We start from the raw sequence: 22,753 nt of genomic DNA on the forward strand, positions 1-22,753 counted from the left end.
CTGGGTGCATGAGCACAGATCCCCGCGCCGGCGAGGCCGCCGCCCAGGTAGAACCCGAGATCCTCGATGAGCTGCTCTCGATGCGGGCGAGCATCGACAACATCGACGCGACCCTCGTCTACCTGTTGGCCGAGCGGTTCAAGGCCACCCAGCGCGTCGGGGTGCTCAAGGCCAAGCACCAGCTCCCTGCGGCGGATCCGGCCCGGGAGAAGAACCAGATCGCCCGGCTCAAGCGGCTGGCCAATGAGGCCCAGCTCGACCCTGAGTTCGCCGAGAAGTTCCTGAACTTCATCATCGAAGAGGTCATCCGCCACCACGAGGCGATCTCCGCCTCCTCCGGCGCGACCGGCGGCCCGGGGCCGTCCCCGACTGACCCGGCATCGTCGGGAGCCGTCACCGAACCCGCACCCGCCGCCGCTCCCGCCGACGATTCGGCCCGGCGCTGATGCCCCTGCGCTCCACCGCGGCCGGCGTGATGCCGGGGACGAATCTTCTGCGCAGCGCCGAGCTCCAGGCAGCGGAGCTGCCGGCACCGCACCTGCCCGGACTGCCCGAGCTTCCCGGGCGCGGGCTGCACTCCCAGCTGCTGGGCCGCAGCCTCGCCCAGCTCTCCGAGCTCGCCACCGAACTGACCTCCTACGGCTGGCGGCTCACCCAGCGTCCCGGCGCCGATGATCAGCGCGCGCGCGGCTGGCTGCGCTCCGATGTGGACACCTTGGCCGATGTCCGCGGGCAGCGCCGCGAGGCCGGACTGGACACCCCCGACGACGGTGGGTTCGCCGCTCCCCTGGTGCTCGAGCTGCTGGGACCGATCAGTCTCATGGCGGGGCTCGCGCTGCACTCCGGGGAGAAGGTGCTCACCGACCACGGGGCGCGTCGGGACCTGGCCGCCTCCCTCGCCACGGGGGTCGCCGAACACCTGACCCATGTGCGGCGGGCCTGCGCGCCGTCGTCGTTGACGGTGATCATCACCGAACCCGACTACACCCGCGCTCGCGGCGGGCTGATCCCCACGGTCAGCGGCTACCGGAGCATCCGCGCCCTGGACCGTGAAGAGGCACGCGGCCACCTCGGCCTCATGATCGAGACCCTCCGAGGCACGGGGGTGGAGGAGATCGTGCTGGACCTCGGCGGCAGCGTGGAGCCTGAACACATGCAGGACTTCCGGGCGGCTCAGGGCCCGCGAGCGAGCGGCTTCAGCGTCGATCTCACCGTGATGCAGGCACCCGGCTGGGAACGCACCGCCGAACTGGTGGAATCCGGTGCCACCATGCTCGCCTCCACGCTGACCGGCGCCGAGACCGCCGCGGCCGCGCGTCCTGCCTCACGGGACGCCGCACGCCGCGGTGAGACCCAGCTCCCCCCGGTCAGCGACATCGCGCGGCGGCTGCGCGGACCCTGGGACCGGCTCGGGATGCCGCTGAACAGCCTGGAGAGCTTCATCCTGGTGGGCTCCGCGGACCGCCACCAGGGGGAACCTGCCCGCTCACAGTTCGCCGCGCTGACCGAGCCCGCCGCGATGCGGGTGCTCACCCGGGTGCGCGACACCGCCGAGGCGCTGCGCGACCAGATCCGCGAGGCCTGAGCGGCTCATCCCCGCCCGGTCCAAGCGCCCCTTCCCTCGCGTGGGCACTCTGCGGTGGAATGGCCCCGTACGCGGACCCGCTTGCCGCCGCAAGCCGCCCACGCAAAGGGCACAGCACCTGAGAGAGGCCCCGATGGAGCAGCGACTCTCCCTGATCACCCTCGCTGTGAGCGATCTGCCCGCAACCCGGCGCTTCTACGTCGACGGTCTCGGCTGGGCGCCCAGCGTGGAGGCCCCGGGGGTGCTGATGCTGCGCGCTGGGGCGCACCTGCTGCTCTCGCTCTGGGATCGCGGCGAGTTCGAGGCCGAGGTGGGCCCGATCATGACCGGCGACGGGGTCGCGCCGCTGACCCTGGCGCATAATGTGGCCACCCGTCAGCAGGTCGACGCGGTCCTGGACCAGGCACGCGACGCCGGCGCGACGGCGATCCAGCCGGCCGAGCGCCGCGAATGGGGCGGCTACAGCGGGTACTTCGCCGATCCGGACGGGTTCCGCTGGGAGATCGCCTGCGCGCCGGGCGAGGTCAACGACATCGTGCTGCCCTGAGCTGAGCCCTCGACCGCATCCCCGTTCGCTGGGCGCTGGGCGCTCTGCGGGGGATCAGACGCCGCCGGGGCCCGCATTCCGTCGCAGACCGCCCCGCGCAGTGCGCTTCTTGCTCCCCGGTTCAGCGCCGGGCGGCGGCCATTCCGGCGCTGCGCGCCTGGGCGATCACCGCGGGCAGCGCGGCGGCCAGCGCGGCGACGTCGCGCTCCGTCGTCGTCCAGCCCAGGGTGAAGCGCTGGGCGCCGCGGGACTGTTCCTCGCTGAGGCCCATCGCCAGCAGCACGTGGGAGGGACGCGGGACCCCTGCGGTGCAGGCCGAGCCGGTGGCGGTGTCGAAGCCGGCCATGTCCAGCATGAACAGCAGCGAATCACCCTCGGCGTCGTCCACGGTGATGTGCAGGTTGTTCGGCAGCCGCAGCTCCGGGTGAGTCCGCGGGTCCGGTCCGCGCAGCGTCACCCCGTCGAGTTCGACGACGGCGGCCAGCAGCTGATCGCGCAGCCGCGCCAGCCGCTGGGACTCCTGCGGCTGGGAGGCGACCAGCTCCTCGGCCACGGCGGCGAAGGAGCAGATCCCGGCGACGTCGAGGGTGCCGGAACGGATGTCGCGCTCCTGGCCTCCGCCGTGCAGCACCGGGGTCAGCACCACGTCCCGGCGGACCAGCAGCGCGCCGATCCCCACCGGGGCGCCGATCTTGTGTCCGCTGATCGCCAGGGTCGCCGCACCGGAGTCGCGGAAGCTCAGCGGGGCCACACCGGCCGGCAGCGAGCCGAACGCCTGGACCGCATCAGTGTGCAGCGGCACCCCGAAACGTGCGCAGAGCTCCCCGATCTGCGCCACCGGCTGGATCGCGCCGGTCTCATTATTGGCCCACATCACGGTGACCAGCGCGACGGACTCCGCCGAGGCCGCGAGGGTCGCCTCGAGTGCGCGCAGGTCCACGATCCCGTGGGCGTCGATGGCGATGATCCCGAGCTCGGCACCTTCGTGGGCCTCGAGCCATTCGGCGGTCTCGAGCACCGCGTGATGTTCGATCCCGGGCAGCAGGATCCGACGCCGGGCCGGCTCCTGCGCGCGGCGCTGCCAGTAGAGCCCCTTGACCGCGAGGTTGTCCGCCTCGGTGCCTCCTGAGGTGAAGATCACCTCGGACGGGTCGGCTCCGAGAGCGCGGGCGAGCTGCTCACGGGCGGAGTCCACCGCCAGGCGGGCGCGGCGGCCGGATCCGTGGAGCGAGGAGGGGTTCGACAGGGCGGGCATCACCTCGGTGAGCACACGCATCGCGGTGGGCTTGATCGGGGTGGTGGCGGCGTGGTCGAAGTAGGATCCGCCGGGCGGGGCGTCGGGTGCAGATGACATCGTGTCCACGATTCTACGCTTTTGGGGCTATCGTGAATCTTCGATGAGCAGTCACCCCGGAGATCTCTACAGCGTGCTGGGCATCGGCCCCGACGCCGACGCCCAGGCTGTTCGCGCGGCCTATCGGAAGCAGGCTCGGCGGGCCCATCCCGACGCCGGCGGCACGGCCGAGGAGTTCCATGAGGTCCAGTCCGCCTGGGAGGTCCTCGGCGATGAATCCGCCCGGGCCGCCTATGACCGCAGGCTGCGCCAGCCGCAGCGCGCGGAGGCCGATGAGGATGCTGAGACCGACGGGCCCACCTACGGCCGTGGCCCCGGGTTCGGCGGCACCGGCTTCGGCGGATCCGGTGCGGCGTTTCGGACCACCGCCTCGGGCAGCACCTCGGCGCGCTCGTCCAGCGCGGACTCTGCCCGCACGCCGTCGGGGACCGCCCACCTGGCCCCGGTCTACATCCCGGACCTCTCCCGGCCTGAGCCGCTCTCGCTGCCGCTGACCAGCCAGCGCACCCATGGCCGCTTCGCCTCCCGCGGGATCTTCGGCGGAGGGCGTGCCCGCCGGGCCGAACGGATGGGCGCCCTGCTGGAGAAGCACGTCCTGACCGAGCTGCCCACCGCACGGCTGTTCAACGCGGTGGCGCTGGAACCGGCGGGGAAGGATCGCCGCGGAGCCAGCCGGCCCCCGCGCGGACCAGCCGTCGATCACGTCCTGGTCTGCGGCGACACCCTGGTGGTGGTCTCCTCCCTCGAGGTGCCCGCCGCAGCCGCATCCTGGGATGGCCGCAGGCTTCACGCCGCCGGCCGCTCGCTGGCCCTGCCTGACCTCACCGGGGAGTCCCGGCTCCTGCGGGCCACGCTGGAGGCGGCGATGCGCGAGACCGGCCGTGAGACCAGCCTGAACCTGGGTCAGCAGATCGTGCTTCACTCCCCCGACGGCGGCATGCAGAGCCCAGTCGTGGAGTCACGCGGCACCGGAGCCGGACGGGCCCCGCTGGCGCCGGCGCGCGCCTTCCGCAGCATCCGCGAACAGCTCGCCGCCTCCGCGCAGGCCAACGTCATCGACCGGCACCTGCTCGCCGCGCTGCGCAGGCAGCTGCAGCACCCGCAGGAATAGCGGACCCGCCGGCGTCGTCGCCCCTCCCTGCGCCGGCGCCCGGCCGGAGCCCCACCGCACCCGGCCGCGCCCGGCGCCGGTAGGATGACCGGCGTGAACACTCCGATTCGTGTGCTGGTGGACCAGCCTGAGATCCCCGGCAACACCGGCAACCTGATCCGGCTGGCCGCGGTCACCGGGGTGGAGCTGCATCTGGCCGAGCCGATCGGCTTCGACTTCGCCGACGCCAAGCTGCGCCGAGCCGGACTCGATTACCACGATCTGGCGGTGATGACCGTGCACCCGAGCCTGGAGGCCGCGTATGCGGCGCTGGCCCCGGAGCGCATCTTCGCCTTCACCGGCGAGGGCAGCGTCACGCACACCTCGGTCACCTACCGCAGCGGCGATGTGCTGCTCTTCGGCCGAGAATCCACCGGGCTCGATGATGCGGTCAAGGCCGATCCCCGGATCACCGAGCGGGTGCGGATCCCGATGCTCGCCTCCCGCCGGTCGCTGAACCTGGCGAACTCGGTCTCGATCGCCGTCTACGAAGCATGGCGTCAGGACGGTTTCACCGGGGCCGTCTGAGGCTCATCAGGGTGTTGGTGACGCTGGAAGCCGCTGAGGATCGATACACTCACCAACCATGGACACCGCCTCTGACCGCCCTGCCTCGGACCGCCCCGACGACCGTCCCGACGGCGGCCGGACCCGCGCAGAAGTTGACCGCGGATCCGCACATGAGACCTCTGGTCTCGAGGACTCCGGAAGCCGTGAGACCTCCCCCGAAGACGCGCAGCTCGACGCGGCTGAACGCACCGAGGCCGGGTACACCGAGGATGGGCACACCGCGGCGGAGCATGACGGTCCCGAGTACGACGACGTCGACCAGCCCGACTCCGCCGATCCGCACCGCGACCCGACGCTGAGCGAACTCCTCGCCGCTTCAGCCCGCGGATACCAGCCCTCCTTCGCCACCTTCTACGAGGCCACCTCCGACGTGGTCTACGGCTTGGCGCTGCTCATGCACGAGGACCCCGAGGGGGCGCAGAGGTCCACGCTGGCGGTCTATCAGCAGCTCTGGGACCAGGCCGATGAGCGCGCCCAGGATCTCCGGCTGCAGTCCCAGGCCTCGGAGCTGCTCACCGATGAGCATGCCGCCGACGAACAGGCCCCCGACGACGCCTACCGGCCCACCGAGTACGAGCTGGTCCTGGAATGGCTGGTGCCGCTGGCGCATCGGATCATCGTGGAGCGCTTCCGAGACGGCCTGGCCACACCGATCCAGCTCTCCGTGGTCCCGGCCGAGGAGGGCGGTGGCATCGCGGGTCTTCCCGAGGAGATCATCGATGACATCAGTGTGCTCTCGGACTCCCAGTCCCAGGCGCTGGCGCTGAGCTATCTTGCCGGCTACACGCACCAAGAGGTGGCCGCGACGGTGCGGGCCGCCGTTCCGGCGGTGAAGTCACGTCTGCGTGACGGCATGACCCGGATGCACGCCCGGCGCACCAACCGTGAGGCGGAGCTGGATCCGATCCTGCGCGCAGCGGTGACGAAGAAGGACGTGCAACGCTCCGGCGCGGTCAACCGGAACTTCACCGAGGACATCGCCGCCGACGTGGAGCACGGGCTGCTCGTGGAGCTCGCCGAGATCCACGCCCTGGACGCCATCGACAACCGGGAACGCGCCGTGCTGGATGCGGCCGCAGTGACCGCGGACGAAGCCACCGCGCGCGCCTGGGACACCCGGGTGCTCTCCGCCCGACGCACCCTCGCCGAGGTCTTCACCGCCTACCCGGTCGTCCCGCCTGGGCAGCTGCTCGATGAGGTGCTGCACAACCTCTCCGATCAAGACGTCGGGATGGGGATGGTGGAGTCCATCTCCAGCCACACCGAGGTTGCGCCGAAGCGGGAGCCTCTGGTGAAGCGCTGGATGATCGTGACCGGACTCGCCGTCGTGGTGCTTGCCGCGATCCTGCTCATCTGGAGCTTGACCGTGGGTCAGGACGTGCAGGCCACTGCCGACGGGGACCCCGAGGCGCGGGTCGTCGACGGCATCGAGCTCGCCGAGGGGGGCACCGCACGGGCGGTGATCTCCGCGGCCGAGAACGTCGGCTACGTGGACTTCTCCGAGGTCGGCGAGCTCGAGGGCGACGCCACCTACCAGCTCTGGCTGATGCCGCGCGACGACGGCCAGCCCAGTTCGCTGGGCAACTTCACCGCCGCCGAGCTCGAGGAGGAGGTCGTCACCCTGCGCAGCGTCGAGTCGAACCGGGCGCTGCAGATCACCGTCGAGCAGATCCGCGGCGAGGAACGCCCGACAGGCGAGACGGTCGGAGAGATCGAGATGCGCGAACGAGTCACCGATGGCCCGCAGTACGGCGGGTCCGCCGACGAGGATGAGGAAGAGGACTGATGAGCGCAGAATCCGTGCCCACCCCCAGCACCGACCCTGAGCCTGCTGCAGGCCCTGAGCCCACCGGCTCTGACTTCGCGACCTGCGACCTCTACGACGCCGATGAGTCTCTGCAGTCGCTCTCGCTGCAGCTGCTGAACCTCGGCGGCCGCGCCCGCTTCACCGGCCCGATCCGGACCATCAGCTGCCACCGGGACAACGGCCTGGTCAAAGAGCTGCTGAACTCCCCCGGCGCCGGCGCTGTGCTCGTCGTCGACGGTGCAGGCTCGCTCGACTCGGCTCTGCTCGGGGATATGATCGCCGCCTCGGCGATCGAGAACGGCTGGGCCGGAGTAGTCATCCACGGCGCCGTCAGGGACCGTGAGCAGCTGGCCGAGATGGATCTCGGGGTGCGCGCGCTGGGCTCTAACCCACGGAAGTCGGTCAAGGACGGGCTGGGCGAGGTCGACGTGCCGGTCCAGTTCGGCGGCGTCACCTTCGTGCCGGGAGCCACCCTGTGGTCCGACGCCGACGGCGTGCTGGTCACCCCCGCCTGAGCCGCAGAACTCGGCTGGGCCTCAGAACCCGCTGATCGTGTCCGGCGCGTTGACCGTGACCCAGTGGAACTCCTCGGCGAAGCCGCCGGCACCGTGGATCTCGCGCATCTGCTCCAGCACGAAGTCCTCCATCCGCACGGCGTCGGGATGCTGACTGAAGTGTGCCCGCAGCGCGGTCATCTTCGCTGACTCCTGGCCGGTGACGTCGAGGCGGAGGTTCACCCGCTCCTGCGGGGCGGTGGTCAGCAGCAGATGCCGGATCTTGAACGCCTCGAGGCCCGCGGCGGCGAGCTCCGGGTAGGCGAAGGGGTTCTCCACATACGGGTAGGAGGCACGAACCACCGCCTCACCACAGGCCAGATGATCAGGGTGGGCCTTCTGCAGCCGGTCCCAGGCGCGCTCCGGATGCGGTGAGATGACCACTTCGGGCCTGACCTGACGCATGATCCGCACGATCTTCCCGACCAGCTCGGCAGTGGGCGCGACGAAGCCGTCCCGCTCGTCGAGCAGGATCACCTCGTCCACCCCGAGCGCCGCGGCCGCCTGGCGCTGTTCAGCCTCACGCACCCGGGCCATCTCGGCCCCGTCACGCCCGGGCTCGAAGCCGCCGGCATCGCCTGCGGTGAGCAGGCACAGGGTCACCTGCACGCCCGCCGCGGTGAAGGCTGCGATGCTGCCCGCCGCGCCGAAGTCGATGTCATCGGGATGGGCGCCGAAGGCCAGCACCCGGCTGATGTCGTGCTCGGCAGCGAGCTGAGCGGGGGTCGTCAGCGCCGAGCCAGAGGCTCTGGCTGCGAGAACGTCAGACTCAGGTCGCGCCAAGGGTCACCTCTGCCTCTTCCTGCTGCCCGTCCCGCACGAAGCTGATCGTCACGCTCTCACCGGCCGGGTATTCACGGATCGTGGCGGTCAGCGCGAGGGAGTCTTCGATCCGCCGGTCGTTGACCGCGGTGATGATGTCACCGGTCTCCAGGCCGGCCTCGGCGGCCGGGGTGTTGCCAGGAACATCATCGATCAGCGCGCCGACGGTGAAGCCGGGCATCACCGGAGCGAGTCCTGGCTCGGCCTCCTCCGGAACCTCCTGGGAACCGGCGGCGGCGACCGTGACCCCGAGCAGCCCGTGCGAGACCTCGCCGGTGTCGATCAGCTCCTGCGCGACTCGCTGCGCATAGTCGATCGGCACGGCGAAGCCCACGCCGATGGATCCGGCGTCGGTCTCTGCCGCCCCGCCCGAGGAGGCGATGGCGACGTTGACTCCGATCACCCGGCCCTCCCCGTCGACCAGGGCGCCGCCGGAGTTGCCGCGGTTGATCGCGGCGTCGGTCTGGATCACGTTGAGATGGATCGAGCCCTGGGTGGGGGACCCTTCCATGTCCGGGAAGTAGAACTCGAAGCCGTCCTCCTCGACACCCTCCTCAGGGGCCTCCGGGGCATCGGCACCCTCGTCCTCCACCGCGGAGGAGGCGACCGAGATGGTGCGGTTCAGGGTGGAGACGATGCCGTCGGTGACCGTGCCGGAGAGGCCGAGCGGGGCGCCGATGGCGATCGACTGGTCCCCGACGTTGAGGTCACCGGAGGAGCCCAGCTCGGCGGGCTGGATCCCCTCGATGTCCTCCAGCTGGACGACGGCGAGGTCGCTCAGCGGGTCGGTGCCCACCAGCGTGGCGTCGGACACCGAGCCGTCGCTCATCCGGACTTGGATGTCGGGGTCGGGAGCGGCTCCGCCGAGGGTCACCACGTGGGTGTTGGTCAGCACATGGCCTTCCTCATCGAGGATGATGCCCGAGCCCGATCCGCCCTGTCCGCCTTCGCTGACCGCCAACGTCACCACCGAAGGAGAGGCCTTCGCCGCCGCGGCGGTGACCACGGTGGCAGAGTCGGGGTTGTTGATCTCGATCCCGCCGGTCGAAGAGGTGCTGATCCCCCCATCGGCGAGCACCGCCTGGCTGCCTGCCACCACACCGCCGCCGAGCAGTCCGGCGAGCAGCACCGCGAGCGCCAGGCCGCCGACGCCCACCGTGCGCTTGGGGCGCGGCTGCTGGCTGGGATCAACGAAGGCAGCCCCGGAGCCGTACCCGCCATAGGCGTCATAGCCCTGCCCGGCATAGGAGGGGTCCTGGTCGTACTGGGCCTGGCCGTACTGGGCCTGGCCGTACGGACCCTGCTGATACGCGCTCTGGCTGTACTGCTCTTGGCCGTACGGGCCCTGGCTGTGCCCGCCCTGACCGTAGCCGCCCTCCCCGGAGGGGGACTGCTGGGCTCCCGGCGCGCCTGAGGGAGAGGCTGGCCATCCGGCGGAATAGGACTCCACCCCGGCCGGTCCCCCCGAACCCGCGTCCGAACCCGTCTGCGGGCCGGGCGCAGTCTGCTCCGCTGAATCCCGCTCCCCTGGTCCAGCCGAAGCAGACGCAGGGAAGACAGGATCGATCCGCGCGGTGGCATCCTCCGGAGGGTCGACGTCGTCCCGGCGAGGGCCGTTGTGCGGATCTGAACTCATGGTGGAACCTGCCTTTGTGGTCTTGCGGTGCAATAGTGTGGCGGCCGGAGCGTGACACGCATGCTCTCGCTGGCTCGACTGCTATTGTCAGCGCTCATCCTGTATCGATGACGATAACGGCCTGGGCGCCTCCTGGACGATTCCCGGAGACGCCGAGTGCCTGACGTGCGGCGGAAAGGACTTTCGAGGTGACCCGCACCCGGAAGCCCGCGATCCGCACGCCGCACCCCCGCCGGCCCGCCCACCTCCGCCCTCTGGGACGCCAGGACGCCGGGATTCGGGCCTGCGGACCCCGCCTCCTACGCTCACAGACGAGCTGACCGTTCCCCGATAGACGATGTCTGAGGCCACTTATAGACTCGGCCCATGGTGCCCGACGTACTCCTCAATCCGCCCATCACCCTCGGGATGTTCGTCATCGGCCCGCTGCTGATCGGTGCAGTCATCCTTGGCCTGATCGGTCTCGGTGCAGTGTGGCTCTCCGGCGGCAAGAAGCAGGACCGCCGGCTCCAGGGCTTCGCGAACAACCAGCAGCTCTCCGGCGGCCAGAACTCTCGAGCCGGCTCCGCGGAGGAGCGTCGGCTGGCCAAGATGAGCCTCGAGGAGCTCCGCCGCGAAGCCGGTTCCCTGCTGATCGCAGCGGACAACGCGGTGAACTCCTCCGAGCAGGAGATCCTCTTCGCCAGCGCCGCCTACGGCGATGAGCAGGTCGCCCCGTTCCAGAAGGACGTGGACGAGGCGCGGGAGCACCTTCAGGAGTCCTTCCGGATGCAGCACACGGTCGACCGCGACCCGCCGGAGGACGAGGAGCAGGCGCGCGAGCTGCTGCGCAAGGTCATCGCCAACTGCCAGCGGGTCAACGAGACCCTCGAGTCGCACCGCCAGGACTTCGAGTCCCTGCGCAGCCTCGAACTCGACCCGCGCCCGGCTCTGGACCAGCTGCGCACCCGGATCGGTGAGTTCCGCAGCCGCCGTGAGCAGGCCGCGAAGCGCCTGCCCGACCTGCAGTCCAGATACGACGACGACGCGCTCACCTCCTTCACCGAAGCCCTGACACACTCCGCTCGCAGCCTCCAGCACGCTGACACCTCGGCCGATGACGCCGAGAAGGCGCTCACCGGCTCAGCGGCGTCGGACGCGGTCGTCGCGATCCACGCTGGAGAAGAAGCCGCCGGGGAGGCCGGAAAGCTGATCGACTCCCTCGAGGAGACCCAGCTGCGGCTGCGCAGCGCCGAACAGAATCTCGGCATCGGACTGGACCAGACCGAGCAGGACATCGCCCAGGCCCGCGCCACCATGCAGGCGGGCCAGTCGGCAGAGCTGGCCGGACCCATCGCCGCCGCCGAGGCAGCGGTCAAGCAGGTCCGGCGCGCCCTGGACTCCGGGGAGAAGACCAACCCGCTGGAGCTGCTGAACTCGCTGGAGATCGCCCACCGGGAGCTCGACGAGCCGCTGAACGCTGTCCGCGACCAGCAGGCCAGGGACCGGCGAGCCCGCGAAGTGCTGCAGACCGAGATCCTCACCGCCCGGCACCAGGTGCAGTCCTCCCGGGACTACCTGCGCTCCAAGCGCAGCGGCGCCACCTCAAGGACCCGGATGGCCGAGGCCGAACGCACCCTCGCCGAAGCCGAATCCATCGGAGACGGCCAGCCTGCCAAGGCCCTGGAGCTGGCCACCCAGGCCAAGACGCTGGCCGTGCAGGCAGCCCAGATCGCCCGACAGGAATCGGCCGAGGATGCACTCAGCGGCGGCGGAGGCTACGGCGGCGGGTTCGGCGGATTCGGCATGCCGGGCGGCTACGGCTACCCCGGCGGCCGCAGGCCCATGGGCGGGGGCGGCTTCGGGCGCCGTCGGCGGATGTTCTGACGCAGAAATATCGAGCAGCTGGGTCTTCACCGGAGCCGCGCCATGGCCGTGACCAGCACCCGTGACTAGTATCGACAACGTGAGCAATCGATAGACATTGATACACAAGGAAAGGTGAACACTGTGAGCAAGCAGTCCATTTTAGGTCGCATGTCCCAGCTGGTACGCGCGAACGTCAACGCCATGCTGGATCGCTCCGAGGACCCGGAGAAGATGCTCGACCAGATGGTCCGAGACTTCACCAACAACATCGCAGAGGCCGAAGAGGCGATCGCCCAGACCATCGGCAACCTGCGCATGATGGAGGACGACTACAGCGAGGATCTCGAGAACTCACGGTCCTGGGGCCAGAAGGCACTCGCCGCGTCCCGCAAGGCCGACGAGTTCCGCGACGGCGGCAACACCGAGAACGCGCAGAAGTTCGACAACCTGGCCAAGGTCGCCATCCAGCGTCAGATGGAGGCGGAGTCCTCGGCGAAGTCCGCCGAGCCGACCATCACCTCCCAGCGCGAGATCGTGGACCGGCTCAAGACCGGCCTCGAGCAGATGAAGACCAAGCGTCAGCAGCTGGTGAGCAAGCGTGACGAGCTGATCGCCCGTTCCCGCGCCGCGCACGCCCAGTCCCAGGTCCACGACGCGGTGAAGACCATCGACGTGATGGACCCGACCTCCGAGGTGGGACGCTTCGAGGAGAAGATCCGCCGCGAAGAGGCCAAGGTGCGCGGGCAGAACGAGCTGGCCGCCTCCTCGCTGGACGCGCAGTTCGAATCCCTGGAGGACCTCGGCGAACAGGCCGAGGTCGACGCCCGGCTCGCGGCGCTGAAGTCCGGCAGCTCCGCGCCGGCAGCCCTGGGCGCCGGGTCCTCAGATGGCCAGGCCACCGAGGACTACACCGCGCAGCTCGAAGCTGAGGAACGCGACCGCGCCTGAGCGCAGTATGACGTCGGTTCGGCGGTCCCGCTGAAGTGATGAAACAATGGGGAGTGAACGCGATGTTCACTCCCCATTGTCATCGCAGCAACCCAACCTTCAGGAGACCTCCGTGACCACTGAGTCCACTTCACACACTGCTGCCGCCACCGGCGCGACCGCGGTGAACACCGGACTGGCCCAGATGCTCAAGGGCGGCGTGATCATGGACGTGGTCACCCGCGAGCAGGCCCGCATCGCCGAAGACGCCGGTGCCGTCGCCGTCATGGCCCTCGAGCGTGTGCCCGCCGACATCCGCGCCACCGGCGGTGTCGCCCGGATGTCAGACCCCGACCTGATCACCGGCATCATCGACGAGGTCTCCATCCCCGTGATGGCCAAGGCCCGGATCGGTCACTTCGTCGAGGCGCAGATCCTCGAGCACCTCAAGGTCGACTACATCGACGAGTCCGAGGTGCTCTCGCCTGCGGACTTCACCCACCACATCGACAAGTCCAAGTTCAAGGTGCCCTTCGTCTGCGGCGCCACCAACCTCGGTGAGGCGCTGCGCCGGATCACCGAGGGCGCCTCGATGATCCGCTCCAAGGGCGAGGCCGGCACCGGCGACGTCTCCGAGGCGATGAAGCACATCCGCACCATCAACGGAGAGATCGCCCGGCTGACCTCCCTGGCCGAGGACGAGCTCTACCTGGCCGCGAAGGAGCTGCAGGCGCCCTACGCGCTGGTCAAGCAGATCGCTCGCGAAGGACGCCTCCCCGTGGTCCTCTTCGTCGCCGGCGGCGTGGCCACTCCCGCCGATGCCGCGATGATGATGCAGATGGGCGCCGACGGCGTGTTCGTGGGCTCGGGCATCTTCAAGTCCGGCAACCCCGCCGAGCGTGCGGCCGCCATCGTCAAGGCCACCACCTACTACGACGACGCGGGCGTGGTCGCCGAGGCCTCCAAGGGTCTGGGCGAAGCCATGGTCGGAATCAACGTCGCCGACCTCCCGGCACCTCACCGGCTGGCCGAGCGCGGCTGGTGAGCACACCCCGCATAGGGGTCCTGGCGCTGCAGGGAGCCGTGGCCGAGCATGCCCGCGCCCTGCGCGCCGCCGGGGCCGAGGTCTCCACCGTGCGCCGTCCCTCCGAGCTTCAGGGCTTGGACGGGCTGATCGTGCCCGGTGGTGAATCCACCACCATGGCCCGGCTTGCCGCCCCGGTGCGACTCATGGAGTCCATCCGGGAGCGGCACGCCGAGGGTATGGCGATGTTCGGGACCTGCGCCGGCATGATCCTGATGGCCGATCAGATCCTCGACGCCGAGGCGCTCAACGGTTTCGAGCGCATCGGCGGCCTGGACGTCGTGGTGCGGCGCAACGGCTACGGCAGCCAGCTGGAATCCTTCATCGGTCCGCTTCAGGTGCCCGGGCTCCCCGGAGATGACCCGACCCCGTTGGAGGCCGTGTTCATCCGGGCCCCGGTCATCGAGTCCCTGGGCGTCGACGTGGAGGTCATCGCCTCCTGGCAGGACCGTCCGGTGGCGGTTCGGCAGGGACGGATCCTGGCCGCGAGCTTCCATCCGGAACTGACTCCGGATCACCGCCTGCACCAGTATTTCGTCGAGATCAGTGCGGAGCAGACCGTCAGCTGACCTGAAAAGTGGCCCCGGTTCAGGCATGATGTCCCAGAGATGCCGCACGCGGACCTTCGACTCTGGAGAACACATGACTGACGGACCACACCACGGGCAGAGCCCCACCGGGCCGGCCGCGCGGGCGGCCGATCCGAACACGCCCCAGGTCCAGCTGCAGATGCTCGCCGGTGACCATCCCGAGCTGCGTCCGCTGATCGCGGAGAACCCCAACACCTACCCCGAGCTGCTTCAGTGGCTGGGTGCGCTGGGCGACCCAGCGGTCGACGCCGCCCTGGTGCGACGATCCGCCGGGGCCGATGAGTTCTCCGCCGTGCGCGAGGATCACCCCCAGAGCTACGACCAGAGCAACGACCAGGGTCATGCCCGGAGTCACGCCCAGGCGCAGCCGCGTCCTGGCTACTACCCCGCCGCCCCCACCGGCCCAGCGCCCTGGGAGGCGTCGGCCGCGCCGCTGTCGTACGCTGACCACGAGCCGGAGCCGCGACGTCGTGGCGGCGGCACCTGCGCGATCATCTTGCTGATCCTCCTGGTCGCTGCCGCCGCTGTGGTCGCCGCCTACTTCCTGATCTTCAACGGGGTCTTCAGCGGCGACGAGGACCCGGCCGACGAGACCTCGATCTCCGAGGAACAGACCGACCAGGGCCCGGACACGGGCGAAGAGGGGGCCCAGGACTCGGACGAGGGCACCCAGGACGACGACGCTGAAGCCGACGGCACCGAGGACGACGACGCTGCGGACGACGACGCCCAGGCCGCACGGCCAGCACCCGAAGGTGCCCAGGACATTCCCGCGTTCACCGCACCCTCGGGCAACATCAACTGCGCCATCGGCGAGGACGAGCTTGAATGCAACATCCTGGACTACAGCTTCGACACCCCCCAGGGCTGTGACGGACCCGCGCGGCTCTCCGTCGGGTCCGAGGACCCACAGCTGGACTGTGGCAGCACCGAGGGCGCCAACTCGGCGACCCTGCAGTATGGCCAGTCCGCCAGCAACGGCAGGTTCGCCTGCGTCTCCTCCGAAGCAGCTTTCGAGTGTTGGAACACCGAGACCGGCAATGGATTCACCCTGTCCCGCGAGGGCTACCAGCTGCAGAACTGACCCGTCGATCAGCCCCCGCGGCGCTTGATGAGGGCGAAGACTCCCCAACCGAGGTACTCACGTTGATAGCGGGTATATCGAACAGGCTCCCTGGTGAGTTCGTCCCGAACCTCAGCGGCCAGTTCGTCTGCGGGGTTCTCATCGAGCCAGCGGCGCAGGTTGAGCCACTGGGCAGCCTGATATCGGTCCCAACTGTCCTGATCCGCCAACACCATCTCTACGACGTCATAGCCGAGATCCCCGAACTGTCCGAGAAGATCGGGCAGCAGCAGGAAGTCCTCCGAGCCCGAGGCGCCGCACCCTGCGGCGGTGTCATGGTCCGGAACCTCGCGACGCCAGTAGGGCTCCCCGATGAGCACCATGCCTCCTGGACGGAGGCTGCGCTCGAGCAGCTCGATGGTTCCGGCCACGCCGCCTCCTATCCAGGTCGCACCCACGCACGCGGCTACGTCTACGGCTTCGGCAGAGACGTAGCCGGTGGCGTCATCGTGTTCAAAGACGACTGAGCCTTCGACGCCGAGTGCGACTGCGCGGGCGCGGGCACCAGCGGTGAAGGCCGTGCTGATGTCTACCCCGACCCCCGTGACCCCGTGGTCACGCGCCCAGGTGCACAGCATCTCCCCTGACCCGCTGGCGAGATCGAGAATGCGGGTCCCGGTCTCCAGACGGAGAGCCTCTCCGAGGGCTTCGAGCTTGCGCGGCGTGAACGGGTTGTGGATGCGGTGGCTGCTCTCGCGAATGGCGAAGATACGTGGAAGGTCCACGATGGATTCTCCTGACGTCTGATGGGACTATGCCGCGCGCAGAGGGCCGCCGGCCTGAATCGACAGCCGCTGCCCGGACCGGCATGGCTGCTGCAGGTATGAACGCTTGGAATCGCACCCGCGGGGTACATCTTCACCTGCGGGGACCGTCTCTGTCTGGGTGTGGGGGCCGATCGAGGTGCCTGGCACGGAAGATCGACGCCGTCGTCGGGGTCGAGTTCTGGGGCCGTACCCCACTGCACCAACAGTGACCGGACTCTGTCAGTCTCGACGGCGAAGGTAAACTTCGGTCGAACCGCATTGTTCACGCTGCACGGCTGGCCTGGTTCGCCGCCGTCGGGACCGAAAAGGAACGTATGGCTTCGAACGATCACGAGCTCGGTGGCATCGCCGCCGATCCCCGCACGGATTGGGAAACGCTGCACTGGATCGCAGAGAACCACCCGTCCCTGCGCGCGACCGTTGCGGAGAATCCCGCCACCTACCCGGAGCTGCTCGAAGCGTTGGCCTCGATCGGGGACCCCGAGATCGACGCGGCCCTGTCCCGTCGGGAGGACGCTCTGGCGACCTCCGCGGACAACACAAGCCCGCCCCCTCCCCCGGCACCTTCAGCACCATCGGCCCGCACCCCGTCCGATCCAGCGCCCACGGTGCGCGACCTGGATGACACGGGCGACCCGGACGGCGAAGACCCCCCAGGCGACGTCGAGGCCACGGGCGAGCTGGACGCCGTGCCCGCAGATGAACCCCAGAAGACCACCGGGGACGACTGGTTCGCGACCGGTTCCTTCGACGCCGGGGCAGCTGGCACCGGCTACTCCACGATCGCCTCGCCCGCTCGGTATGCGGCGACACGGCCTGCTGCGCCACCCAGGAGGCGCGGGTCCAGGGCGCCGAAGTTCGTGCTGGCCGTGCTGCTGCCGGTTCTGGTGCTGGTGGCGCTGAGCGCCCTGGCGCTGTCTCTGCTGGACCGAGACTCCCCCGAGGACACCACGGCGGCCGAGACATCCGCGACGGAGCAGCCCTCGGATGAGGGCGAGGAAGACTCCGCGGAGGAGCCCGCGCCGAGCCCCACGCCGGAGCCTCCGACCCCGGAGGAGCTGCGCGCCGAAGTGGCGGCGCTGCCGGAAGAGTCCAGCTGTGAATCCCCCGCCGAGGACCGCGAGGTCCTCGCCGCGCTCGCGTCGGCGGCCTCCGAGGACGGCAGCTGGATCGAGTCGTCGGACGGGACCCTGGTGCAGGAGGCGCTGATCGGGCTGCAGGAGAGCTGCGGCAACACTCACGCAGCGGCGCTCTTCCTGGACCTGCGCGAGTCTGAGGAGACCGCCAACGCTCTGCGCGGCACGGCCCAGGACATGGGCTCCGCCTGGATCCAGGCGTCCTTCCCTGCACAGGGCCAGCAGCTGAGCTCCTTCGTCTCCCCCGATGGCAATGTGCTCTGCGAACTCTCGGACACGCTGCGCTGCCGGGTGCTGCAGCACAGCTTCACCGCCCCCGAGGGCTGCACCGAGGGTGTCACCTACGCCATCCGCGTGGACCGCACCGCGGAGCCGGACTGCGAGAACCCGGTCGCCCAACAGGGTCAGCCCGTGCTGGGCTACGGCCAGACCGCGTCGAACGAGTTCTTCGCCTGCACGTCCTTCCAGTCACAGATGTCGTGCTGGAACCAGCTCACCGGCGAGGGCATCAACCTCTCGGCGAGCCGGAACTGGACCTACTGAGCGGGTTCCGGCTGCGCCGGGTCAGACAACCTCGGGGTTGAGCGCCCGAGCGCGCGCGATGAGGCTGCGGAACTCTGCATGATCCAGATGCTCCAGCGTCGTGAAGGTCAGCGCAGCGGCGCCGACCTTCACCCGGCCGAGCCGATCGGCTCGCTCTTGGATCAGGTGATTGCCGTCCTCGGCCGCGTTGACGTAGACGGAGAGGTGCTTGGTCTGCTCCGCGAGCCCGATCAGGAACCAGTCCACAGCGGCGCCGCGCGGCTTAGGCTGACGCAGCCTGCCGTATCCGATGATCGTCTGCTCCGTGCCGCCCCACATGCGTCCGCGCCAGAGCACCCGGCTGATTCCCGGCAGCTCGGCGGTGATCCAGCCGTCCAACACGGTCATCTCTGCAGAGCGCCCTGCGGCCATGAGGTAGTCCTCGACGCTGTCTGTGACCGGTTCCATGGCCTGAGCCTACCGGGCGGTGCAGGACGCCTCACCCGATGCTTCGTGGCCCCCACGGCGCTGACGGTCGGACGTCGGGAAAGAGCACGCGGGGAACGAACCAGAGGCAGAAGATCATGCCGAAGAGTTCGACGAGGGACTGCATGACCACCACGATCGCGGCGGTCTCCCAGCCCGCGGGAAGGGCAAGCGCGAAGGGCAGCACGATGAAGGAGTTCCGGGTGCCCATCGAGAATGCCAGGGTGCGCCCCTGGGCGACGTTGAGCCGGGCGACACTCGCCAAGACCCTGGACAACACCAGACTGATGGCCAGGAACAGGCTCACCACCATCAGCACCACGGGCAGCAGGTGAGCATCGTGGACGACGGAGCCGACGTTCGCGACGGCGATGAGCAGCACCACCACCGCCAGCAGCGGCACCGGCCACCACCCGAGACGAACGACCACGGCTGCTCCCGCCGGACGGCCTCCAGCCCAGACCTCGGTCAATGCGGCCAGCCCCAGTGGCAGCAGCACCACCAGGAAGGCGGGCCAGATCTCCGCGGGCGCAAGCACCACGCGTAGGTCAGCATCTGACATCAGCCACAGGTAGAGCGGCAGAAGCAGCAGCTGGAGCACCAGCAGCACCGGGGTCAACGCAGTGGCCCGGGTGGCGTCGCCTCGCCCGAGCTGACTGAAGGTGATGAACCAATCGGTGCATGGCACCAGCAGCACCAGCAGCAGTCCCAGCTGCAGCGCCTGGTTCTCGGGCACGAACTGGATCAGCACCCAGACCACCGCCGGCAGCAGCACGAAGTTTCCGAGAAGCGCGGCCGCCATGAATCGCCCCTCGGTGAAGGCCGCAGGCACCGCTGCCATCGGCACCTGGGTGAACGTCGCGTAGAGCAGCAGACCCAGCGTCGGCCAGATCAGCACATCGGCGGTGACGCCCAGCTGTGGGGCGAGCGTGCCGAGGCCGAGGCCGCACGTCACGGCGGCGAGGTAGAACCACACCTGGTGGCGTTCCAGGGTCTCTCGCCTCACGGGCACCTCCTGCAGATTCCTCGACCAATTCCTGTCACAGGTCCGTGACCGCGATCTACTCACCCCGCCCAAGCCGCGAGCGGCGTGAGCGCCTCGGCGGTGACGTGCGATTCGCACGGTACCGCCCCGTTGCTTTGACCACCTCGACCAACAGGAAGCTTGCGAGGGCGTAACCGAACGCGGTCACCCATTGAGCTGGGGAAAGTGGGACGGATCCGAACCATACCTGGAGGGGTGGCAGATAGGTATACGCAGTCTGCAGCACGGCAAGTACGGCGATGGAGATCCACACTGCGCGATTCCCCGTGAGGACACGGCGGGTGATGCTCGAGCGACGCAGCAGGCGCACATTGAACAGAACGGCGATCTGAGAGACCACCAGCACCGCCACCGCGGCAGCGCGTGCGGCATCCAGGTCGGCGCCGGAAGCGAGTGCGGCGAAGAACGCTGTGGTCGTCACGGCGGCCACCACGATACCCGTTCCCGCCAACGCCAAGAGGCTGCCTGCGAGGATCGAGTCTTCGGGCGGTCGCGGTGGTCGCGTCATCGTTCCAGGTTCGACGGGCTCGTAGGCGAATGCGAGCGACAGAGTGACGGCGGTGACGAGGTTCACCCAGAGAATCTGGGTGGGCTGCAGCGGATCCGGATAGCCGACCGCGACTGCGGTGAAGACGACGAGCGCCTGTCCGAGGGTCGTCGCCAGGATGAACACCACGGACTTCTGCAGGTTGTCGTACACGCGCCGACCCTCACGCACGGCTCGCTCGATGGTAGCGAAGTTGTCGTCGGCAAGGACGACGTCGGAAGCATCCTTCGCGGCCTCTGTGCCCTTCATGCCCATGGCGACGCCGACGTCGGCGCGGGTCAGCGCGGGAGCGTCGTTGACTCCGTCGCCCGTCATCGCGACCACCCCGCCGAGGGACTGCAGAGCCGCAATGATGCGCATCTTGTGTTCAGGACTGGTTCGCGCGAACACATCGACGTCGCCGACCCTGGCCCGCAGCTGTTCGTCGTCCATGTGGTCGATGTCCGCCCCGGTCAGCGTGGTCGCGGCGGTATCGGCGAGTCCCATCTCCGTGGCGATCGCGTGGGCGGTGAGTGCGTGGTCACCGGTGATCATCTTCACCCGGACGCCTGCGTCCTGGCACTCGCCGATCGCGGCTGTCGCTTCTGGCCGCGGCGGGTCGGCGATGGCGACGATTCCCAGCATCACCAGGCCTCGAAGCTCAGCATGTTCGACGGTCACCGCATCCGATGGCATATCACGGCGCGCGGCTGCGAGGACCCTCATGCCTTGGGCGGTGTATGCATCGATCAGTGCATGCCACCGAGCGGGCTCTATCGGATCCTGCCCTCCGTCGGCCCGACGCTGAAACTCGCAGAAGGTGAGAAGACGGTCGGGTGCGCCCTTCACTGAGACGAACTGTTCTCCCGATTCGGACTGATCAAGGGTGGCCATGTACTTCACCTCGGCGTCGAACGGGAGCTCATCTCGGCGCCCGTATCCAGCCAGGTCGACGCCCGCTTTGCGGCCGAAACTCATCAGCGCACCTTCGGTGGGATCGCCCACGACTCGCCACTCGCCGGCAGCCGTGTGATCGAGGCGCGCGTCGTTGCACAGCGCCATGACGAGCGCCAGTTCAAGAAGGTCAGCACAGGACGAATCAACCACCGCACCATCTCGCAGCACCGACCCATCAGGGTTGTATCCCTCGCCCGTGACCGTGAACTGGGAAACAGCTGTCGCGGCAGCCCGCACGGTCATCTCGTTCTTGGTCAGGGTTCCGGTCTTGTCCGAGCAGATGACGGTGACCGAACCGAGGGTCTCTACTGCGGCGAGTCGACGGATGATCGCTCGTTGTGCGGCCATCTGCTGCACGCCCAGTGCGAGGGTGATCGTCACGACGGCGGGCAGACCTTCCGGCACCGCAGCTACCGCGAAAGCGATGGCCGAGGGCACCAGCTCTTCGAACGAGTCACCGTGCAACACGAACCCGAGGGCCACCATGACGGACATCAGCACGAGCGCGGTGGCAGTGATCTGGCGCCCGAGCCGGTTGATCGAACGGATCAGTGGGGTGTCGGTGCGCTCCACGTCGCGCACCAGCTTCTGTATGCGCCCGAGTTCTGTGCGGGTTCCCGTGGCGGTGACGACCGCCTCGGCACGTCCCGCTACTACGACCGACCCGGCGTGGAGCATGTTGCGCCGGTCACCGAGGAGCGCTTCGTGTTCGACTGGCCTGGTGTGCTTCGCTGCGGGCACCGCCTCGCCCGTCAGCGCCGCCTCATCGGCCCTGACGTCACGTGCTTCGACCAGCCTCGCGTCGACCGCGGCGCGGTCACCGGCATGGACGCGAATGATGTCCCCTGGTACAAGCGTGGTTGCTTGGATGTCGTGCCATCCGCCATCGCGTCTCACCGTCGCGCGCGGAGAGAGCATTCGGCGGATCCCACGCAGCGCCTTTTCGGCCTGTCCCTCCTGGATGAATCCGATCATGGCGTTGATCAGGGCGACCGCGAAGATCACGGACGCGTCGATGTAGTCGCGCGAAACGAGCTTGATCACCGCTGCCACGAGGAGGACGTAGATGATGGCGTTGTTGAACTGCGCCAGGAAGCGCAGTACCGGGTGGGTGCGCGAAGGCTCGGGGAGACTGTTCGGCCCGAAGTGCGTATGGCGCCGGTGCACCTCGTCCGACTCAAGTCCAGAGCGAGTGGTGGCGAGGCCCTCGAGCACGCGAGCGGCGGAATGGGCGTGAGGCTTGTTCGGTGAACCCGAAGCGGCGGCCGGGTGGTGGGTGAGGTCGGCCGGCGAACGTTGCCGTCGCTCACCTCGCGGGTGCGACTCCCCCAGATTCACAGCGGACATCGCGCCCTCCACTCGTTACCCTCGATCGTTGAGATCTGGGGGCACCCACTCGCATCGCGACGTCGATAGCCCTCGCCAGTGTCTCCCGAGCCGTCCCGGCGCTCTCTCCTACCGTGCCGGGCGGGACACTCATCGAATAGGGCCGATGGTCCTGCCTGTGGGACTTCCGGCCCTGCTCGAGGCGCGCGCCCCACTGGATGGTGAAGGCGGCGGAGGGCGATGAACGTCCGCGGCCGAGCGATGTGGTGCTCTTCTCCGAGGGGGCGCCGCCGCGCAGAGGACCAGCTCGCGTCGATCCCGGTGGTGGCGATGGCGGGCCGACGTACCTTGTTCGCGCCCATGTCCGGGAGCATGCTGGTGCGAATCCGAG

Annotated in this window: 20 protein-coding genes; 13 read left to right on the forward strand and 7 right to left on the reverse strand. The window is 69.1% G+C overall.

Going from position 1 to position 22,753, the window contains the following annotated elements; all coding sequences use genetic code 11:
* The first annotated feature begins 8 nt into the window (after positions 1–8).
* From LTH93_RS03925 to LTH93_RS03935, 3 genes are all read left to right on the forward strand, one after another.
* Positions 9–446, forward strand: a complete 438-nt coding sequence (locus LTH93_RS03925) for a chorismate mutase (RefSeq protein WP_241463933.1) — start codon at positions 9–11, stop codon at positions 444–446.
* On the forward strand, positions 446–1,585 hold the full coding sequence (locus tag LTH93_RS03930) for a hypothetical protein (RefSeq protein WP_241470132.1): 1,140 nt from the start codon (positions 446–448) through the stop codon (positions 1,583–1,585). Before LTH93_RS03925 ends, LTH93_RS03930 begins: the two co-directional genes overlap by 1 nt.
* Before the next feature lie 133 nt (positions 1,586–1,718).
* Positions 1,719–2,132, forward strand: a complete 414-nt coding sequence (locus tag LTH93_RS03935; protein ID WP_241463930.1) for a VOC family protein — start codon at positions 1,719–1,721, stop codon at positions 2,130–2,132.
* A 121-nt stretch (positions 2,133–2,253) separates the two neighbouring features.
* Here the strand turns inward: LTH93_RS03935 and LTH93_RS03940 are convergent, their stop codons facing one another.
* Positions 2,254–3,486: a cysteine desulfurase family protein gene (locus LTH93_RS03940; RefSeq protein ID WP_241470133.1), complete on the reverse strand. Its 1,233-nt coding sequence runs from the start codon at positions 3,484–3,486 to the stop codon at positions 2,254–2,256.
* Between the two features lie 43 nt (positions 3,487–3,529).
* Here LTH93_RS03940 and LTH93_RS03945 point away from each other — a divergent pair, with 43 nt between their 5' ends.
* The 4 genes from LTH93_RS03945 (at position 3,530) to rraA (ending at position 7,528) form a co-directional block, all read left to right on the forward strand.
* Positions 3,530–4,597 (forward strand): J domain-containing protein, encoded by a 1,068-nt coding sequence (locus tag LTH93_RS03945; RefSeq protein WP_241470134.1) that lies wholly within the window; start codon positions 3,530–3,532, stop codon positions 4,595–4,597.
* Between the two features lie 84 nt (positions 4,598–4,681).
* Positions 4,682–5,164, forward strand: a complete 483-nt coding sequence (locus tag LTH93_RS03950; protein WP_370642659.1) for a tRNA (cytidine(34)-2'-O)-methyltransferase — start codon at positions 4,682–4,684, stop codon at positions 5,162–5,164.
* Positions 5,165–5,222: 58 nt separating this feature from the next.
* Entirely contained in the window at positions 5,223–6,992 is a 1,770-nt protein-coding gene (locus LTH93_RS03955) for an anti-sigma factor domain-containing protein (protein WP_241470135.1), read from the forward strand.
* Complete coding sequence (gene rraA / locus LTH93_RS03960; RefSeq protein WP_241463925.1) at positions 6,992–7,528, forward strand: ribonuclease E activity regulator RraA; 537 nt, start codon at positions 6,992–6,994, stop codon at positions 7,526–7,528. Before LTH93_RS03955 ends, rraA begins: the two co-directional genes overlap by 1 nt.
* A gap of 21 nt (positions 7,529–7,549) precedes the next feature.
* Here rraA and LTH93_RS03965 read toward each other — a convergent pair whose 3' ends face one another.
* Both LTH93_RS03965 and LTH93_RS03970 read right to left on the reverse strand, forming a co-directional pair.
* Entirely contained in the window at positions 7,550–8,299 is a 750-nt protein-coding gene (locus LTH93_RS03965; RefSeq protein ID WP_241464431.1) for a PIG-L deacetylase family protein, read from the reverse strand.
* Between the two features lie 37 nt (positions 8,300–8,336).
* Positions 8,337–9,839: a S1C family serine protease gene (locus LTH93_RS03970; protein WP_241470136.1), complete on the reverse strand. Its 1,503-nt coding sequence runs from the start codon at positions 9,837–9,839 to the stop codon at positions 8,337–8,339.
* A gap of 552 nt (positions 9,840–10,391) precedes the next feature.
* On the opposite strand from LTH93_RS03970, the gene LTH93_RS03975 reads away from it, so the two are divergent.
* From LTH93_RS03975 to LTH93_RS03995, 5 genes are all read left to right on the forward strand, one after another.
* Positions 10,392–11,891: a hypothetical protein gene (locus tag LTH93_RS03975; protein WP_241463922.1), complete on the forward strand. Its 1,500-nt coding sequence runs from the start codon at positions 10,392–10,394 to the stop codon at positions 11,889–11,891.
* Between the two features lie 123 nt (positions 11,892–12,014).
* Positions 12,015–12,821 carry a PspA/IM30 family protein gene (locus LTH93_RS03980; protein WP_241463920.1) on the forward strand — a complete coding sequence of 269 codons (807 nt, stop codon included), beginning with the start codon at positions 12,015–12,017 and terminating at the stop codon, positions 12,819–12,821.
* A gap of 112 nt (positions 12,822–12,933) precedes the next feature.
* A complete protein-coding gene (pdxS, locus tag LTH93_RS03985) occupies positions 12,934–13,845 on the forward strand; it encodes a pyridoxal 5'-phosphate synthase lyase subunit PdxS (protein WP_342357709.1) in 912 nt (303 codons plus the stop codon).
* Positions 13,842–14,453 carry a pyridoxal 5'-phosphate synthase glutaminase subunit PdxT gene (gene pdxT / locus LTH93_RS03990; RefSeq protein ID WP_241463919.1) on the forward strand — a complete coding sequence of 204 codons (612 nt, stop codon included), beginning with the start codon at positions 13,842–13,844 and terminating at the stop codon, positions 14,451–14,453. The genes pdxS and pdxT overlap by 4 nt, the downstream gene beginning before the upstream one ends.
* Positions 14,454–14,526: 73 nt before the next feature.
* Positions 14,527–15,558, forward strand: coding sequence for a variant leucine-rich repeat-containing protein (locus LTH93_RS03995; RefSeq protein WP_241470137.1), 1,032 nt, complete (start codon positions 14,527–14,529; stop codon positions 15,556–15,558).
* Between the two features lie 8 nt (positions 15,559–15,566).
* Here LTH93_RS03995 and LTH93_RS04000 read toward each other — a convergent pair whose 3' ends face one another.
* Entirely contained in the window at positions 15,567–16,322 is a 756-nt protein-coding gene (locus tag LTH93_RS04000; protein ID WP_241470138.1) for an SAM-dependent methyltransferase, read from the reverse strand.
* 356 nt (positions 16,323–16,678) lie between these two features.
* Here LTH93_RS04000 and LTH93_RS04005 point away from each other — a divergent pair, with 356 nt between their 5' ends.
* Complete coding sequence (locus LTH93_RS04005; RefSeq protein ID WP_241470139.1) at positions 16,679–18,043, forward strand: variant leucine-rich repeat-containing protein; 1,365 nt, start codon at positions 16,679–16,681, stop codon at positions 18,041–18,043.
* A 21-nt stretch (positions 18,044–18,064) separates the two neighbouring features.
* Here the strand turns inward: LTH93_RS04005 and LTH93_RS04010 are convergent, their stop codons facing one another.
* The 3 genes from LTH93_RS04010 to LTH93_RS04020 are packed head-to-tail and all read right to left on the reverse strand — an operon-like array spanning position 18,065 to position 22,383.
* The gene (locus tag LTH93_RS04010; RefSeq protein WP_241470140.1) at positions 18,065–18,490 is read right to left on the reverse strand and encodes a DUF1801 domain-containing protein; all 426 of its coding nucleotides are present in this window, start codon (positions 18,488–18,490) and stop codon (positions 18,065–18,067) included.
* Positions 18,491–18,521: 31 nt separating this feature from the next.
* A complete protein-coding gene (locus LTH93_RS04015; protein WP_241470141.1) occupies positions 18,522–19,514 on the reverse strand; it encodes an arsenic resistance protein in 993 nt (330 codons plus the stop codon).
* Positions 19,515–19,569: 55 nt separating this feature from the next.
* On the reverse strand, positions 19,570–22,383 hold the full coding sequence (locus LTH93_RS04020) for a cation-translocating P-type ATPase (protein WP_241470142.1): 2,814 nt from the start codon (positions 22,381–22,383) through the stop codon (positions 19,570–19,572).
* Positions 22,384–22,753 lie beyond the last annotated feature (370 nt).

This window comes from Nesterenkonia sp. DZ6 (assembly GCF_022565835.1).
Lineage (GTDB): Bacteria > Actinomycetota > Actinomycetes > Actinomycetales > Micrococcaceae > Nesterenkonia.